The organism is Neorhizobium huautlense (assembly GCF_002968575.1).
GTDB lineage: Bacteria > Pseudomonadota > Alphaproteobacteria > Rhizobiales > Rhizobiaceae > Neorhizobium > Neorhizobium huautlense.
The window spans coordinates 210,541-225,024 of sequence record NZ_PVBM01000007.1 but is presented as its reverse complement, the minus strand read 5'-3'; the positions used below and the strand labels follow the sequence as shown (position 1 = coordinate 225,024).

The window sequence follows — 14,484 nt, the reverse complement described above, 5'->3', positions numbered from 1 at the left end:
GGCGCTAGAACTCGACGGCCTCGACCTTCTTGTTGACAAAACGCAGCCCTACGCCGCCATCGATCAGCTTTAGGGCGGTTTCGCCGAAGAGTTCGCGCCGCCAGCCGTGGAGCGCCGCCACCTCCGCCTTTTCGCCCTCGGATGCGATCTTCTCGAGATCGTCGGTATTGGCGATGATCTTGGCAGCCACGCCTTCGCGGTCCGAGATCAGCTTCAGCAGAACCTTGAGGAGTTCCACTGCCGCAGCCGTGCCTTCCGGTACATGCACATGCCTCGGCGCATGCGGCATCTCTGTCTTCGGCAGGGCGAGCGCGGCATTCACCGCTTCAATGATTGCAGCGCCCGAGGCCGAACGCTCCCAACCCTTGGGAATCGTCCTGAGGCGTGACATGGCTTCCGTGTCCTTTGGCTGCTGCTGGGCGATCTCGTAGATCGCATCATCCTTCAAGACGCGCGAGCGCGGCACATTCCGGCTGCGCGCCTCGCGCTCCCGCCAGGCCGCGACGAATTTGAGGACTGCAAGCTCCGCAGGCTTTCTCAGACGGGACTTCAGGCGCAACCATGCATCGTCGGGATGCAGGTCATAGGTCGCGGGCGACTCCAGGATCGCCATCTCTTCCGACAGCCACAAAGCCCGCCCTTCTCGTTCCAGCTCTTCCTTCAGGAATAGATAGACGTCGCGCAGATGGGTGACATCCGCGAGAGCGTATTCGAGCTGCTTTTCGGACAACGGTCGGCGGCTCCAGTCGGTGAAGCGCGAGGACTTGTCGATATGCACGCTCTTGATGCGGCTGACGAGCTGATCATAGGAGACCGAGTCGCCGAAGCCGCAGACCATGGCTGCGACCTGCGTGTCGAAGATCGGATGCGGCACCAGGTTTCCGAGATGATAGACGATCTCGATATCCTGCCTTGCGGCGTGAAAGACCTTCGTAACCGCCGGGTTCGCCATCAGCTCGAAGAACGGCTTGAGGTCAAGCCCCTTGGCGAGCGGATCGACCAGCACTTCGAGCGTGGGGCTTGCCATCTGGATCAGGCAGAGTTCCGGCCAGAAGGTCGTCTCCCTGAGGAACTCGGTATCGATGGTGATGAAGTCCGATTGGGCCAGCTTGATACAGGCTTCTTCGAGTGCGGCGGTCGTTTGGATCATCGTTTCATTCACATGAGGGTGCTCAGCTTTCCTTCTCCTTCCCGCCGCATATGTCAATACAGGAGAGGGCTTGAGCGTTACTCTCGCTCATCTTTATCTGGCGGCCCGGCCAGTTTGTTGAAATAGGCCGACGTCCTCAAGAGCGCGCGGAAGCGCCAGGTCCGCTGCGACGGCGGCACGGAGGGCCGCGCCCGCATCCGCCTCAGCGTGAAGATCATGAAGCCGAGGAAGATGAAGGAGGTATAGGCGAAGAAAGCCTGCGGCCCGTAATATTCGAGAAGAATGGAGGCCAGAAGAGGGCCGACGGTGGCTCCGGCCGACCAATAGAAAAGCAGGCCTGCCGAAACCAGCGCATGTTCGCCAGGCCTGGCATAGTCGTTGCCATGAGCGGAACAGAGCGAATAGAGCGGCATGGAGAAGGCGCCGAACAGGAATACGGCAATGATATTGGCCGTCTCGCTCGCACCGGCGCCGAAGGAGAGATAGGCGCCGGTGACGATCGAGCCGAAGGTCGTCCAGAGAATGACGCGCCGGCGGTCGAGCTTGTCGGAATAGATGCCGAGCGGATATTGCAGCACGACGCCGCCGATGATGCCGGCGCTCATGAACGTGGCGATCGAGGTGATGCTCATGCCGATCGCTTCCGCATAGATCGGACCGATGTTGCGGAAAGCCGCCATCGACAGGCCGACCGAAACGACACCGACGACGGCGAGAGGGGAAATGCGCCAGACCGCCTTCAGGTCGAAGGCAACAGCCTCAGGCGGCGCTGGCCCTGATTTATCCGCAAGCGAAATTGGCACCAGCGAGAGCGTCAGCGCGATTGCGATGATGTTGAAGACCACCGAGCCGTCTATGCCGGCCGCCGGGATAATGTATTGAGCGATTGTTACTGAACTCAGGTCGACGAGACGATAGACCGAGAGGGTTCGAGCCCGGTTGGCGTTCGTGACCTTGGCGTTGATCCAGCTTTCCACCGTGGCGAAGAGACTCGCGACGGCGATGCCGATCACGAAGCGCATCACGAACCAGAACGCCGGGTCGATGATCATCGAGACGCTGAGCGACGCGGATGCGGCGATCGCCGCCATGGCGGCGAAGGTCCGGATATGGCCGATGGCGCGCAAGAGGCGGGTCACATAGATGCAGCCGACTGCAAAACCGACGCTGTAGCCCGCGCCGATCATGCCGATGATGGAGGGGGAAAAGCCCTCGGCGGAGCCGCGCAGCGCGATATACGTGCCTTGCAGCCCATTGCCACCGATCAGGATGCCTGCGGTGACGAGAAGGGGGATCAGCGGACGGATGTGGCTCATGGGTGCCGGGGGAAGAGAATCGCTGTCGGAAATGACAATGCGTTTCTATCGCGTCAGCGATGTTCAATACAGCTCATAAAACGACCTTGTCCGGCCTCTCGTGCGGGAGTCTGTGGTTGGATGCAGAAGCCCCGCGGACGGGGCTTCTGCCCCAGTGGCGCTAACCCTGTTGGCCAAGCTTGGGCAGGATGAGGTCGTCGACGCCATAGGTGTGGAACTCAAACGTGGAGACTTCGTCGAGCTTGCGGAACTTTTCGCGGAAGACAGGATCGGAGAAGAAATCGTCGACGTTGCCGGCATCGCGGATGGCTTCGATATTCACCACGGTCTTGCCGTCCGTGCTTTTGGCGAGGTTGCTCCAGAGAAATCCTTCCTTCCGTTCCGCGACGTAATGAACGACATCCTGAATGATGCGGAAGGCTTCTTCCTGCTTGCCTGGATGAGCGTGGATGACATTGACGATGAAAGTGGTCGGTTCCGGCGTTGCGCAGAAGCCGGCGGTAAGAAGCGTATCCATCAGTGAAGTCCTTTTTAGGTCGGGAAGCGGCCTTTTTGCCGCGTCCACTGGATATCCACGTGATGATGAAAGATAAATATTCCGCTATTCGCAACAGTGCGGATGCAAATTCCGCAATCGGAGTGATAATGGATAGATTGGGAACGCTCGACATCTTCGTTCAGGCGGCAGAGGGTGGCAGTTTCGTCGCTGCCGCCAGGCGGCTCGGGATATCGAGTTCCGCTGTGGGCAAGGCGGTGGCGAGGCTGGAGCAGGAGATGGGCGTGCGCCTTTTCCACCGCTCCACGCGAAGCATGACACTGACGGAGGAGGGCAGTTATTTTCTGGATACGTGCCGGCGTATCCTATCCGAACTGGATGTGGCGCAATCGGAACTGTCGCGGCTGCGTGCAGCCCCCCGAGGTTTACTGCGCGTCAGCCTGCCGCTGGTTGGCATGCTCCTGATGCCGACCATCTCGGCCTTCATGCGCGCCTATCCCGAAATCACCATGGATCTGGACTTTACCGATCGACTGGTCGACGTGATCGAAGAGGGGTTCGACGCGGTCATCCGTACCGGGGAAGTACGGGACACGCGTTTGATGAATCGCAAGCTCGGCTCATTCTGCCATCGGATTGTCGCCTCGCCCGGTTATATCCAGGCATGGAGACGGCCAAAAGTGCCGCTGGATCTTCTGGACCACCGATGTCTGCACCATCGTTACCCAAGTACCGGCAAGCTCGAACCCTGGCCGCTCGCCGTTGAAGACGGCAATGCGCGCTTGGTCCTGCCGGTCGCAGTCACCGCCAGCACACTTGAGCCGATCATCCATCTTGCCGAGCAAGGTTTTGGCATAGCTTGCCTCCCTCCCTTCGTCATCGGACCGCAGCTCGATGACGGGCGTCTCGTCACCCTGCTGGATGACCACATCGTCCAGACAGGAACCTTCCGTGTGCTTTGGCCGACCGGTCGCTTCCTGTCCCCAAAAATTCGCGTCTTTGTGGATTTCATGGCCGATAATCTGGTTGTGGACGGTGCCGCCGCGGCGCCGCTGAGGGCAGTCTCCGCTGCCAAGCCTTGACAAATAGGGCGGGCCATGCGCTTTTCCCGCCGATTTTCCTTAAAGCCGGCTGGCCGTGCTTCGCACGCCGATTGCCGCAAAACGCACCAGTCCAGGATATTTTGAAATGCACCGTTACCGCAGCCACACCTGTGCCGCCCTTCGGAAGTCCGATGTCGGTTCCACCGTCCGCCTGTCTGGTTGGGTGCATCGCGTGCGAGATCACGGCGGCGTGCTGTTTATCGATCTGCGCGACCACTACGGCATGACCCAGGTGGTTGCCGATCCGGACAGCCCGGCTTTCAAGGTCGCCGAGACCGTGCGCGGCGAATGGGTGATCCGCATCGACGGCCTCGTCAAGGCGCGCTCGGACGACACCGTCAACAAGGGCATGGCGACCGGCGAGATCGAGCTTTATGCGCAGGAGATCGAGGTCCTTGCCGCCTCCAAGGAACTGCCGCTGCCGGTCTTCGGCGAGCCGGATTATCCCGAAGACGTGCGTCTGAAATACCGCTTCCTCGACCTGCGCCGCGACACGCTGCACAAGAACATCGTCAAGCGTACCCAGATCATCGCTTCCATGCGCCGCGAGATGACCAATGTCGGCTTCACCGAATATTCGACGCCGATCCTGACCGCCTCCTCGCCGGAAGGGGCGCGCGACTTCCTGGTCCCGAGCCGTATCCACGAGGGCAAGTTCTTTGCCCTGCCGCAGGCGCCGCAGCAGTATAAGCAGCTCTTGATGGTCGCCGGCTTCGATCGCTATTTCCAGATCGCGCCCTGTTTCCGCGACGAAGACCCGCGCGCCGACCGTCTGCCGGGCGAATTCTACCAGCTCGACCTCGAAATGAGCTTCGTGACCCAGGAGGACGTCTGGAACACGATGGAGCCGGTCATTCGCGGCATCTTCGAGGAGTTTGCCGAAGGCAAGCCGGTGACCAAGGTGTTTCCGCGCATTCCCTACGACGAGGCGATCCGCAAATACGGCTCCGACAAGCCGGATCTGCGCAACCCGATCGTCATGGAAGCGGTGACCGAGCATTTCGCCGGCTCCGGCTTCAAGGTCTTCGCCAACATGATCGCCTCCAACCCGAAGGTCGAGGTCTGGGCGATCCCGGCCAAGACCGGCGGTTCGCGTGCCTTCTGCGACCGCATGAACGCCTGGGCGCAAAGCCAGGGCCAGCCGGGCCTCGGTTATATCTTCTGGAAGGAAGAAGAGGGTAAGGTCGGCGGCTCCGGTCCGCTCGCCAAGAACATCGGCGAGGAGCGCACCGAAGCTGTCCGAACCCAGCTCGGCCTCGAAGCCGGCGACGCCTGCTTCTTCGTGGCCGGCGATCCCGGCAAGTTCTACAAATTTGCAGGCGAAGCGCGTAACCGTGCAGCAGATGAGCTGAACCTGATCGATCGCGATCGTTACGAGCTTTGCTGGATCGTCGATTTCCCGTTCTTCGAATACAACGAGGACGAAAAGAAGATCGACTTCGCCCACAACCCGTTCTCCATGCCGCAGGGCGGTCTCGAAGCGCTCGAAACCAAGGAGCCGCTGGCGATCAAGGCCTATCAATACGACATGGTCTGCAACGGCTTTGAAATCGCCTCGGGCTCGATCCGTAACCAGTTGCCGGAAACCATGGTCAAGGCTTTCGAGATGGTGGGCTTGAGCCAGCAGGACGTGGAAGACCGTTTCGGCGGTCTTTACCGCGCCTTCCAGTACGGCGCACCGCCGCATGGCGGCATGGCGGCCGGTGTCGACCGTATCGTCATGCTGCTGACGGGTGCCAAGAACCTGCGCGAGATCACGCTGTTCCCGATGAACCAGCAGGCGCAGGACCTGTTGATGGGCGCGCCGTCTCCGGCCACGCCGACACAGCTTCGCGAACTGGCAATCCGCGTGGTGCCGTCCAAGAAGGACTGAGCGCTTCCTCTAAACCAAGAAAGCCCGGTGATGAGCCGGGCTTTCTAATACATGCATCATGCATCCGCTAGAAAGACGCGCTGACGGCCTTTTTCAGGTCGAGCGTGAACTGGCCCCACATCCCTTCGAGTGTCGTATTGGTAAGCCCGACGGCAGTGACATTCCTGACGGGATCGATGAACCAGTGGTGGCCGTAGACGCCGCCCCATTGCAGGCTGCCGGGTGAGACCGGCAGGCCCGCGGCTTGGGGGTCAAGGATGACCGCCCATCCGAAGCCGAAACCGAAACCCGGCCGCGTCGGTTCGAGCAGGGCGCCGACCTGATTGGTCGTCATCTGGCGGACCGTCGCTTCGGAAAGCAGCGGCGAACCGCCCTTGCGGATCGTCTCCAATATGGTGAGCACGTCGGCGGCGGTGCCTGCCATGCCGCCGCCGCCGGAATGGTAGGAGTCGAGGTTGAAGATGCGGTCGGGCGCAAGGGTCACGAACCCGTCCAGCGCCCATAGCTTTTCCGTATCGCCCATGCGCTTCGGCTCGGGCGTTCCGTCGACATAGGCGGCAGCCAGCCGGTCTCTATCCACGACGGTGAATGCCGTATCGGAGAGGCCAAGCGGCCGCATGACGAGTTCCGCGACCGCGTCGCCCAGCCGTTTGCCTGTCTCCTTTTCGATGACCCCGCCCAGGACGTCCATCGAGACGGAATATTGCCAGCCGGTGCCGGGTTCGAAGAGCAGGGGCGCGCTCGCGATGCGGCGCAGGTTTTCGGCAAGCGACAGGCCCGGCTGATCGACGCCGTCGGATACTCCGGCGCGCACATAAGGGCCGTTCTCCGCTGCGAAACAATAGCTGAGGCCGGATGTGTGGGTCAGCAGATGGCGTATCAGGATAACCGGTTCGCGGCCGTCTTCGAGCCGCGGGCGAAAATCCGGCAGCCACTTCGTCACCGGGTCGTCGAGACCGATCCTGCCCTGTTCCACCAGCCGCATGGCCGCGATCGTCACGATCGGCTTGGTGATGGAGGCAAGCCGGAAGATCGTATTCTCCTTGACCGGAATACCGGCCTCGCGGTCGGCAAAACCTGCTGCCCGGCGATAGACGGTCTCGCCGTCCTTTGCGATGAGAACGACGGTTCCAACCAGCCGTTTCAAAGTCAGCGCTGTATCGATCGCTTTATCGATGGCGGGGTAGCGTGTCTCGGAAAAGGAAAGATTCATGACGGAAACCCTTTTGCTGACGACGGGAATTAAGCCTCACGCATCAGTTAAGGCGTTGTCGAGGAAATACCACTGATCGAGATGCGCGCGGATGACAGGTTCGATCGCGTCGTTGAGCAGCTTCACGTCGTCCAGCAGGCGTGAGCCGGGTTTCTCTTCCGCGGGCAATGTGATGGGCGGCAGGAAATGCGCCTCGAAGCGGAACCCTTCGGTCCGGATATTGTACCAGGGGCAGATCCTGGCGCCGGACAACCTTGCCAGGCGGATTGCAACGGCCAGATTGCCTTCCAGATGCGGCTTGCGGCCGAAGAATGGCCCGCGGATCTTTCCCGAAACGCCCTCGTCGCAGAACATCGAGATGACGCCGCCTTCCTTCAGCACCTTGACCGCCGGCCTTATGCCCTGAACGCCGGGCGGCAGGAAGTTCAGACCGCCCTTGCGCCTCACGCGCTCCGAAATCCACGCCTTTGCCCGGCCTTTCGGGGGGATGTAGTTGGCATAGGGGCGGATCCCCTCGTTGTGGAGAATCGTTGGCCCGATCTCCCAATTGCCCAGATGCATCCCAACAATGATCGTCGGGCCGGCACGGACGGAACCGACCAGGCGGTGGAAATCGTGAAGCTTGATCCGGTCCGGATGACGAAGAAGCCGGTTGATCACCGAAAACTCCGTCATGATCCTGCCCTGGGCTTCCTGGTTTAGGCGCAGGATGGTTTCCCGTTCGGCTTCGCTTTTGTCGGGTAGTAGGCGCGCAAGGGTCGCGCGGCCTCGTCTGACGGCGACCTGGTGAAACCTCGGGATCGCGAAGGGCCCGAGCCAGCGGCCGAAATTGGAGCATGCATCCATCGTCAGCAGCTTGAGCCCGAAATGCACGAACAGATCAACCGCATTGCCGAGGTTGTCGTCGATCCAGTAGCGGCGGAATTTCCTTCGCTGGTCTGCGGTTGAGAAAAGATCGGAGATGGGTGGCGCTTGCTCCACCGCAAACCGCCACGCCTTGCGTTTTCTCAGTGATGGCTCGGGATTATTCCTGTCCGGCATCAGTTCGCCCTACCGCCGATGCAGGGTTACGGGCAGCCCCCCGCGCGGCCGTAGCGTCAGGCGGCAGACCGGCTCCACCTGGTGGTCTTCCGGCACCCGCAGGCGGAACCTCTGCGCCAGGACCGCGAGGCAGAGGATCGCCTCCGTCAGGCCGAACTGAAGGCCCGGGCATATGCGCGGGCCGCTGGCAAATGGAATGTAGCTATAGGGCACCGGGCGTCTTTCGATAAAGCGCTCCGGCTTGAAGAGGTGAGGATCTTCAAAAAGCGAGGGTGTCCGGTGCAAAAGCCACGGCACGATCATGACCAGTGCAGCCGGCTTCACGTCGATATCGCCGACGCGATCGGCCTGTTTGGCCTGCCGCGCGAGGATCGGGACCGGCGGATAGAGCCGCAGCGTCTCTTCGATGACCGCCGTGCACCATTTCAGCTTCGGCACGTCTTCGACCGTCGGCACGTTGCTGCCGCAGACCTCTTGGATCTCGGCATGCACCGCTTCCTCCACCCAGGGCGCTTTGGAGAGCAGATACCATGCCCAGGTCAGGGTCGCAGCCGTCGTCTCGTGACCGGCCATGAAGATGGTCGCCGCTTCGTTGCGCAGTGCGACGACATCGAGGTTGAGTTCCGGATTGCGCTTCTGCCGGCGGATCAGCAATTCCACCATGGAATTGTCGTCGCCCTTGCCGGCCAGATGATCCTCGATCACGCGGTCGATGATGCGGTGGATGCGCTTGACCGAGCGGCGGAGCGACGGTGTGCGAAGCTGCGGCAGGCCTTCATCGAAACCGAGGAAATAGCCGATATTGATGGAATCGATCAGTGCCTGGTACCTGGTGAAGCCTTCGGTCACCATGTCGGCGCTTTCCTGGCCCAGATCGTTCCCGAACACGCTGCGGGAAATGATTTCGGCGGTCAGCCCGGCCATTTCGTAGAGGACGTTGACCGTGGCGCCGTCGCCAAGGGCGTTCCAGCGCTCGACAAGTTCGAGCGAAGTATCGGTCATGATCGCGCCGAAGGCAGGAACGCGATGTTTGTGGACGATGTCCGAGACGAGCGGGCGTCGCTGCTTCCAGGTCTCGCCATCCGAGATGAACAGGCCGTCGCCCAGGAGATATTCCAGCGCGCGGCGCATCTGCGGGGATTTGCGCTCAAAGTTTTCGTGACGTGTCGCGACCACGTACTTGATCGCTTCGGGGGAGTTCACCACCATGACCTGGCGCCCGAGAAGCTTGATCTCGGAATTCCGCTCGGAATAGTCGTTCTGCCGCCAGATCGACAGGAAATCACGCCGGGCAGTTAGGAGCCGCTGCAATTGATTGCCGGGCTGGCCGTTGTAATAGGAGGCTCGCGCCGGCTCCAGCCGCTTTTGGGGCGTGTTGAGCGTCTCGATCGTCCGGGTTTCCGCAGCAAGCCACGACAGCATCAGTTAGGGGCCTTTCGTCAAATCGACGGTCACGGATATCCCGCAGCGCCGCCGTAGCGGTTTTCGCCTGCACCTCATTCCGGGTCAAGGCATCAGACGGGTATTCATCTGACGTGATGGAAGATTGCGGAACCATCTCACGGTGCTTGTGTTGTTAGGGCAGCAAGAGAACAGGGAGAAAAGAACATGCGCAAGATTTTGCTGGCTGCCTCCGCGGCTTTGATTGGCCTTTCGGGTGCCGCCTACGCCCAGACGACGGTTATCACCCAGGATCCGGTGACAACCAACTCCACGGTCGTCCTGCCGGGCGAAGTCCGCACCTATGTCATGGAGCAGAGCGTTCCTTCGGTGGCCTATGAAGGCACGATCGCCGTCGGCACACCCTTGCCGGAAACCGTCGAGGTTCACACCGTCGAAGGTCATTCCGACTATGCCTACACGGTCGTCAACGAGCGCCGCGTTATCGTCAACCCGCAGACCCGGACCGTGATCCAGGTTCTGGAATGAGTTTCAGATCAGAGATATCCTTTAACGGAACACCCGGCGAGCGGTCGCCGGGTTTTTTGCTGTTTGCGAATATCAGTCGTTCGCCGTGACCTTGACGCCAAGCACCTGCGGCAAGGTGTTCGGCGCGCCCATGGCGGCGCCCATGATCATCGGGAAAGGCACGCCCTCCGCCGGCTCGGCGGTGACGGTGAAGCTGCTGGGCTTGTCGAGATAGGTATTGACGGCAGCGCTCAGCATGTTCTGCAATTCCGGGACGTTGTATTGCGCGAGCATGAGCGGCGTCATGCCCTTGAGCATCTGCGCCATCTGCTCGCCCGTCGTGCCCTGTTGCTTGCCCGCGTAGTCGAGCGCGCGCTTGGTAATACCCGCGTCTTCGAAACGGACTTCCATGCTGTTGAAAGTCAACCGCTGCATGAGACCGAGCATGGCAAGGCCGGCCGCCTGCTGGGCTTCTTCCTTGTTGGCGTTCGCTTCCATGGCCTTTGTCGTTTCGTTCAAGGATTTGATGAAATCCAGCGTATAGCCGGAGAAGCTCATGGCAAGATTCAGGCGGCCGACATTGGCGAATTCGAACGCATACTCCTCGAGTTCAAGAGTGCCCGGTTCAAGTTCCCAGCTGCCCACCATGCTGATGCTGCCATCGAGCGCCTTTATGCCGAGCTGCTGGAGCGCGTCCTTCGCCTTGGCGTCCTCGACCAGGCTCAGGTCACCCTTGATGTCCTTGACCTTAAGGTCAAAATTGACCGCGGAGTCGTCGTCCGCAACCTCGGAAGTCATGACCATTTCACCGACCGAAAAGGCTTGCTTTCCATCGAACGTCACCGTCGTCGCTCCGACGTGAGCCTCATTGTAGAGCAGCACGGCGTCGATCGTGTTACCGGTCGGATCCGCCGGAACCGAAAGGCCGCTGATCGACAAGCCAGACGCCTTGAAGCCGAGACCGTCCTGCGCGATGTCGACATCGTCGAAAGTCACCGTCTCCACGAGATAGCTGCCGTTGTCTTCCTCCACCCCCTTTAGGACGATGGTGCCTAGCGGAAAACCGCTTTCCTTGGCGGCGGCCACCGTAAATTTGGCATTGGTCAGCGTGACGTCTGAACCGGTTGTCACGACCTTTTCCGCGGAAAGGCCCGTACCGCCTTGGACAGAGAGGGCGTTGTTAATCTTAGCCACAACATCGTTGCCATCTAGGGCGAGAGCCTGCCCGGAGAAAGACACGAAGGCTGCTCCAGCGAGAAGAAGCCGGGCTTTGTTGTAGTATTTCATAATATTCCTCCTGGGGCAGGGCGCCCGCAATTTGCGGATGTCGAAGTTGAGGGCGGCAGTTATAGGCGACGGCATTAAAAGGTCCATTGCTTTGTTCCACATTCCTCTGGGCAAAATTGCGGCTTCCCCGGGAGGGTAAACAAAAGATAAAGCTGCTTCCGACGGCTGTTCTCCACAGGCGCTTTGCCGGTGATTCTTGCCGTGAATCAGGCTTTCCGCTAGTCAAGGGGAATGGGACAAATAGTAAATCCGCCCGGTGACGGCGGCGACCACATTCTTCCGGTGGACCTCAAGGCAGCGCTCGAAGAGCGTTATCTCGCCTATGCGCTTTCCACCATCATGCATCGCGCCCTGCCGGACGTGCGCGACGGGTTGAAGCCGGTGCACCGGCGCATCATCCACGCCATGAGCGAGATGGGCATCCGACCGAACTCCGCTTTCAAGAAATGCGCGCGTATCGTCGGCGACGTCATCGGTAAGTTCCACCCGCACGGCGACCAGTCGGTCTATGACGCGCTCGTGCGCCTTGCCCAGGATTTCTCCCAGCGTTACCCGCTGGTCGACGGACAGGGCAATTTCGGCAATATCGATGGCGATAACGCCGCCGCCTATCGATATACCGAAGCTCGAATGACCGATGTGGCGGCCTTGCTGCTCGAGGGTATCGAGCAGGACGCTGTCGATTTCCGGCCGACCTACAACGAGGAAGATGACGAACCGGTTGTCCTGCCGGGTGCTTTTCCCAATCTTCTGGCGAACGGCACGTCGGGGATCGCCGTCGGTATGGCGACGTCGATCCCGCCGCACAACGCCCATGAGCTCTGCGATGCGGCTTTGCATCTGATCAAGCATCCCGACGCCACGGTCGAGAAGCTCGTCGAGTTTGTACCCGGCCCGGATCTGCCGACGGGCGGCATCATCATCGACAGCTGTGAGTCGATCATCGAGGCATACAAGACCGGTCGCGGTGGTTTCCGCGTGCGCGCCAAATGGGAGACGGAGGATCTCGGCCGCGGCGGATACCAGATCATCGTTACCGAAATTCCGTTCCAGGTGCAGAAGTCGCGGCTGATCGAAAAGATCGCCGAGCTGCTGATCGCCCGCAAGCTGCCGCTGCTCGAGGACGTTCGCGATGAATCGGCGGAAGACGTCCGGATCGTGCTGGTGCCGAAGAGCCGGACGGTCGACGCAACGTTGCTTATGGAATCGCTCTTCAGGCTGACTGAGCTGGAGAATCGTTTCCCGCTCAACATGAACGTGCTTTCCATGGGCCGAGTGCCGAAGGTCATGGCGCTCAACGAAGTGCTGACCGAATGGCTAGCCCATCGCAAGGACGTGCTGGTCCGCCGTTCCCGCTTCCGGCTGGCGGCAATCGATCGGCGCTTGGAAATTCTCGGCGGCCTGCTGGTCGCCTATCTCAATATCGACGAGGTGATCCGCATCATCCGGGAGGAGGACGATCCGAAGCCGGTGATGATGGCCCGCTGGTCGCTCAGCGACGTGCAGGTCGAGGCGATCCTCAATATGCGGCTGCGCGCCTTGCGCAAGCTCGAAGAGTTCGAGATCCGGACCGAACACGACAACCTCTCCAAGGAGAAGGCAGACATCGAGGCTCTGCTCGCCTCAGATGACAAGCAGTGGCAGACCGTGGCCTGGGAAATCCAGGAGGTAAAGAAGAAATATGCCAAGGCGACCGAGCTCGGCCGCCGCCGCACCCAGTTCGCTGAGGCGCCGGAAGCCGATGTCGACGCGATCCAGCAGGCGATGATCGAGAAAGAGCCGGTCACCGTCGTCGTCTCCCAAAAGGGTTGGATCCGCGCATTGAAGGGGCATATGTCGGATACGTCGAGCTTGACCTTCAAGGAAGGAGACGGGCCGAAGCTCGCCTTCCCGGCGCAGACGACTGACAAGCTTCTGCTCGTCACGACAGGCGGAAAGGCCTATACGCTCGGTGCCGACAAGCTGCCCGGCGGACGCGGCCATGGCGAACCGGTCCGCATCATGGTCGATATGGAGAATGACCAGGACATCCTGACCGCCTTCGTGCATGATCCATCGCGCAAGCTGATCCTGGCTTCGACCGCCGGCAACGGCTTCGTGGTGGCGGAAAGCGAGATGATCGCCAATACCCGCAAGGGCAAGCAGATCATGAACGTCGCCATGCCGGACGAGGCGAAGCTGGCCGTGCCGGTTTCCGGAGACCACGTCGCTGTCGTCGGCGAAAACCGCAAGATGCTGGTCTTCCCGCTTGCCCAGCTGCCGGAGATGACCCGCGGCAAGGGCGTGCGACTGCAGCGCTACAAGGACGGCGGCATTTCCGACATCAAATGTTTTGCAATGGCGGAAGGTCTTTCCTGGGAAGACAGCGCCGGCCGCTCGTTTACCCGCAACAAGGAAGAGCTCCTGGAATGGATGGGCGATCGCGCCACCGCGGGCCGCGCCGTGCCGAAGGGCTTTCCGAGAAGCGGCAAATTTGCGGGGTAATCAGGGATAGGGAACGGTGTGATCGCGCAGAAAACGCGTCGCACCTTCCTCGTCGATCTCGCCGGCTGCCACGACGAGGACGAACTCGATAACATCGGCCTGACTTGCTTCGATGAGGTAACCGTTGATGAGCAAGAAGGTAAAGGCGGCCAGATAGGCGGTTCTCTTGTTGCCGTCGGAGAACGGATGGCTGCGGGCGAAACCGTAAAGATACGACGCCCCTAGGAGAAAGAGGTCGTCTTCTCCATAAGCGTGTTTGTGAAGGGGCCGGGCAAGTGCCGCTTCCACGGCGTTCTCGTCCTTGAGTCCGGGCAGGCCGCCATGCTCCGCCAGTTGTTCCTGATGGATTGTTTCAATGGCCTGCCGCGAAAGCCATTTGACGGCTTTCACTTGGCAAGTTCTTTCAAGGCGACGCGATATTTCTGCATGCCAAGCCTAGCGGCCTTCAATTGCTCAGATAGATCAGCATGCTCTGGAACGAGTTCGATGTTGGCGCCGTTTTCCCGAACTTCCAGGCTGTCTCCGGTCTTCAGTCCCATACGATCCAGAACCTCCTTGGGAATGATGATACCCTCGGAATTTCCTATTCTGCGGATAGTCACGTTCATGGCTC

At 60.6% G+C, this 14,484-nt stretch carries 13 protein-coding genes; 4 read left to right on the top strand and 9 right to left on the bottom strand.

The window, feature by feature from the left end; translation table 11 throughout:
* Nucleotides 1-4 precede the first annotated feature (4 nt).
* From rnd to C5L12_RS10805, 3 genes are all read right to left on the bottom strand, one after another.
* On the bottom strand, nucleotides 5-1,150 hold the full coding sequence (gene rnd / locus C5L12_RS10815; RefSeq protein ID WP_105372076.1) for a ribonuclease D: 1,146 nt from the start codon (nucleotides 1,148-1,150) through the stop codon (nucleotides 5-7).
* 77 nt (nucleotides 1,151-1,227) lie between these two features.
* Nucleotides 1,228-2,466 carry an MFS transporter gene (locus tag C5L12_RS10810; RefSeq protein ID WP_105372040.1) on the bottom strand — a complete coding sequence of 413 codons (1,239 nt, stop codon included), beginning with the start codon at nucleotides 2,464-2,466 and terminating at the stop codon, nucleotides 1,228-1,230.
* 160 nt (nucleotides 2,467-2,626) lie between these two features.
* Nucleotides 2,627-2,983: an antibiotic biosynthesis monooxygenase gene (locus C5L12_RS10805; protein ID WP_105372039.1), complete on the bottom strand. Its 357-nt coding sequence runs from the start codon at nucleotides 2,981-2,983 to the stop codon at nucleotides 2,627-2,629.
* A gap of 128 nt (nucleotides 2,984-3,111) precedes the next feature.
* Between C5L12_RS10805 and C5L12_RS10800 the strand changes: the two genes are divergently transcribed.
* A complete protein-coding gene (locus C5L12_RS10800; RefSeq protein WP_105372075.1) occupies nucleotides 3,112-4,044 on the top strand; it encodes a LysR family transcriptional regulator in 933 nt (310 codons plus the stop codon).
* A gap of 106 nt (nucleotides 4,045-4,150) precedes the next feature.
* The gene (gene aspS / locus C5L12_RS10795) at nucleotides 4,151-5,938 is read left to right on the top strand and encodes an aspartate--tRNA ligase (protein WP_105372038.1); all 1,788 of its coding nucleotides are present in this window, start codon (nucleotides 4,151-4,153) and stop codon (nucleotides 5,936-5,938) included.
* A 67-nt stretch (nucleotides 5,939-6,005) separates the two neighbouring features.
* On the opposite strand, the gene C5L12_RS10790 is transcribed toward aspS, so the two are convergent.
* Genes C5L12_RS10790 through C5L12_RS10780 form a run of 3 tightly spaced genes read right to left on the bottom strand, consistent with a single transcriptional unit; the run spans nucleotide 6,006 to nucleotide 9,614 of the window.
* Entirely contained in the window at nucleotides 6,006-7,151 is a 1,146-nt protein-coding gene (locus C5L12_RS10790) for a serine hydrolase domain-containing protein (RefSeq protein WP_105372037.1), read from the bottom strand.
* Between the two features lie 36 nt (nucleotides 7,152-7,187).
* Nucleotides 7,188-8,192 carry a lysophospholipid acyltransferase family protein gene (locus C5L12_RS10785; protein WP_105372036.1) on the bottom strand — a complete coding sequence of 335 codons (1,005 nt, stop codon included), beginning with the start codon at nucleotides 8,190-8,192 and terminating at the stop codon, nucleotides 7,188-7,190.
* A gap of 9 nt (nucleotides 8,193-8,201) precedes the next feature.
* On the bottom strand, nucleotides 8,202-9,614 hold the full coding sequence (locus C5L12_RS10780) for a cytochrome P450 (RefSeq protein WP_105372035.1): 1,413 nt from the start codon (nucleotides 9,612-9,614) through the stop codon (nucleotides 8,202-8,204).
* A gap of 186 nt (nucleotides 9,615-9,800) precedes the next feature.
* Between C5L12_RS10780 and C5L12_RS10775 the strand changes: the two genes are divergently transcribed.
* Nucleotides 9,801-10,121, top strand: a complete 321-nt coding sequence (locus C5L12_RS10775) for a DUF1236 domain-containing protein (protein WP_105372034.1) — start codon at nucleotides 9,801-9,803, stop codon at nucleotides 10,119-10,121.
* 72 nt (nucleotides 10,122-10,193) lie between these two features.
* Here C5L12_RS10775 and C5L12_RS10770 read toward each other — a convergent pair whose 3' ends face one another.
* Nucleotides 10,194-11,387 (bottom strand): hypothetical protein, encoded by a 1,194-nt coding sequence (locus C5L12_RS10770; protein ID WP_105372033.1) that lies wholly within the window; start codon nucleotides 11,385-11,387, stop codon nucleotides 10,194-10,196.
* Nucleotides 11,388-11,618: 231 nt separating this feature from the next.
* On the opposite strand from C5L12_RS10770, the gene parC reads away from it, so the two are divergent.
* Nucleotides 11,619-13,871 (top strand): DNA topoisomerase IV subunit A, encoded by a 2,253-nt coding sequence (gene parC, locus C5L12_RS10765; RefSeq protein ID WP_105372032.1) that lies wholly within the window; start codon nucleotides 11,619-11,621, stop codon nucleotides 13,869-13,871.
* On the opposite strand, the gene C5L12_RS10760 is transcribed toward parC, so the two are convergent.
* Nucleotides 13,872-14,261, bottom strand: coding sequence for a type II toxin-antitoxin system death-on-curing family toxin (locus C5L12_RS10760; RefSeq protein WP_105372031.1), 390 nt, complete (start codon nucleotides 14,259-14,261; stop codon nucleotides 13,872-13,874). It abuts the gene before it with no gap.
* Nucleotides 14,258-14,479, bottom strand: coding sequence for an AbrB/MazE/SpoVT family DNA-binding domain-containing protein (locus C5L12_RS10755; RefSeq protein WP_105372030.1), 222 nt, complete (start codon nucleotides 14,477-14,479; stop codon nucleotides 14,258-14,260). Before C5L12_RS10755 ends, C5L12_RS10760 begins: the two co-directional genes overlap by 4 nt.
* Between the last annotated feature and the right edge of the window lie 5 nt (nucleotides 14,480-14,484).

Coding starts and splice junctions, on each gene's coding strand:
- rnd (WP_105372076.1), bottom strand. CDS start 1,150: ATGATCCAAACGACCGCCGCACTCGAAGAAGCCTGTATCAAGCTGGCC.
- C5L12_RS10810 (WP_105372040.1), bottom strand. CDS start 2,466: ATGAGCCACATCCGTCCGCTGATCCCCCTTCTCGTCACCGCAGGCATC.
- C5L12_RS10805 (WP_105372039.1), bottom strand. CDS start 2,983: ATGGATACGCTTCTTACCGCCGGCTTCTGCGCAACGCCGGAACCGACC.
- C5L12_RS10800 (WP_105372075.1), top strand. CDS start 3,112: ATGGATAGATTGGGAACGCTCGACATCTTCGTTCAGGCGGCAGAGGGT.
- aspS (WP_105372038.1), top strand. CDS start 4,151: ATGCACCGTTACCGCAGCCACACCTGTGCCGCCCTTCGGAAGTCCGAT.
- C5L12_RS10790 (WP_105372037.1), bottom strand. CDS start 7,151: ATGAATCTTTCCTTTTCCGAGACACGCTACCCCGCCATCGATAAAGCG.
- C5L12_RS10785 (WP_105372036.1), bottom strand. CDS start 8,192: ATGCCGGACAGGAATAATCCCGAGCCATCACTGAGAAAACGCAAGGCG.
- C5L12_RS10780 (WP_105372035.1), bottom strand. CDS start 9,614: ATGCTGTCGTGGCTTGCTGCGGAAACCCGGACGATCGAGACGCTCAAC.
- C5L12_RS10775 (WP_105372034.1), top strand. CDS start 9,801: ATGCGCAAGATTTTGCTGGCTGCCTCCGCGGCTTTGATTGGCCTTTCG.
- C5L12_RS10770 (WP_105372033.1), bottom strand. CDS start 11,387: ATGAAATACTACAACAAAGCCCGGCTTCTTCTCGCTGGAGCAGCCTTC.
- parC (WP_105372032.1), top strand. CDS start 11,619: ATGGGACAAATAGTAAATCCGCCCGGTGACGGCGGCGACCACATTCTT.
- C5L12_RS10755 (WP_105372030.1), bottom strand. CDS start 14,479: ATGAACGTGACTATCCGCAGAATAGGAAATTCCGAGGGTATCATCATT.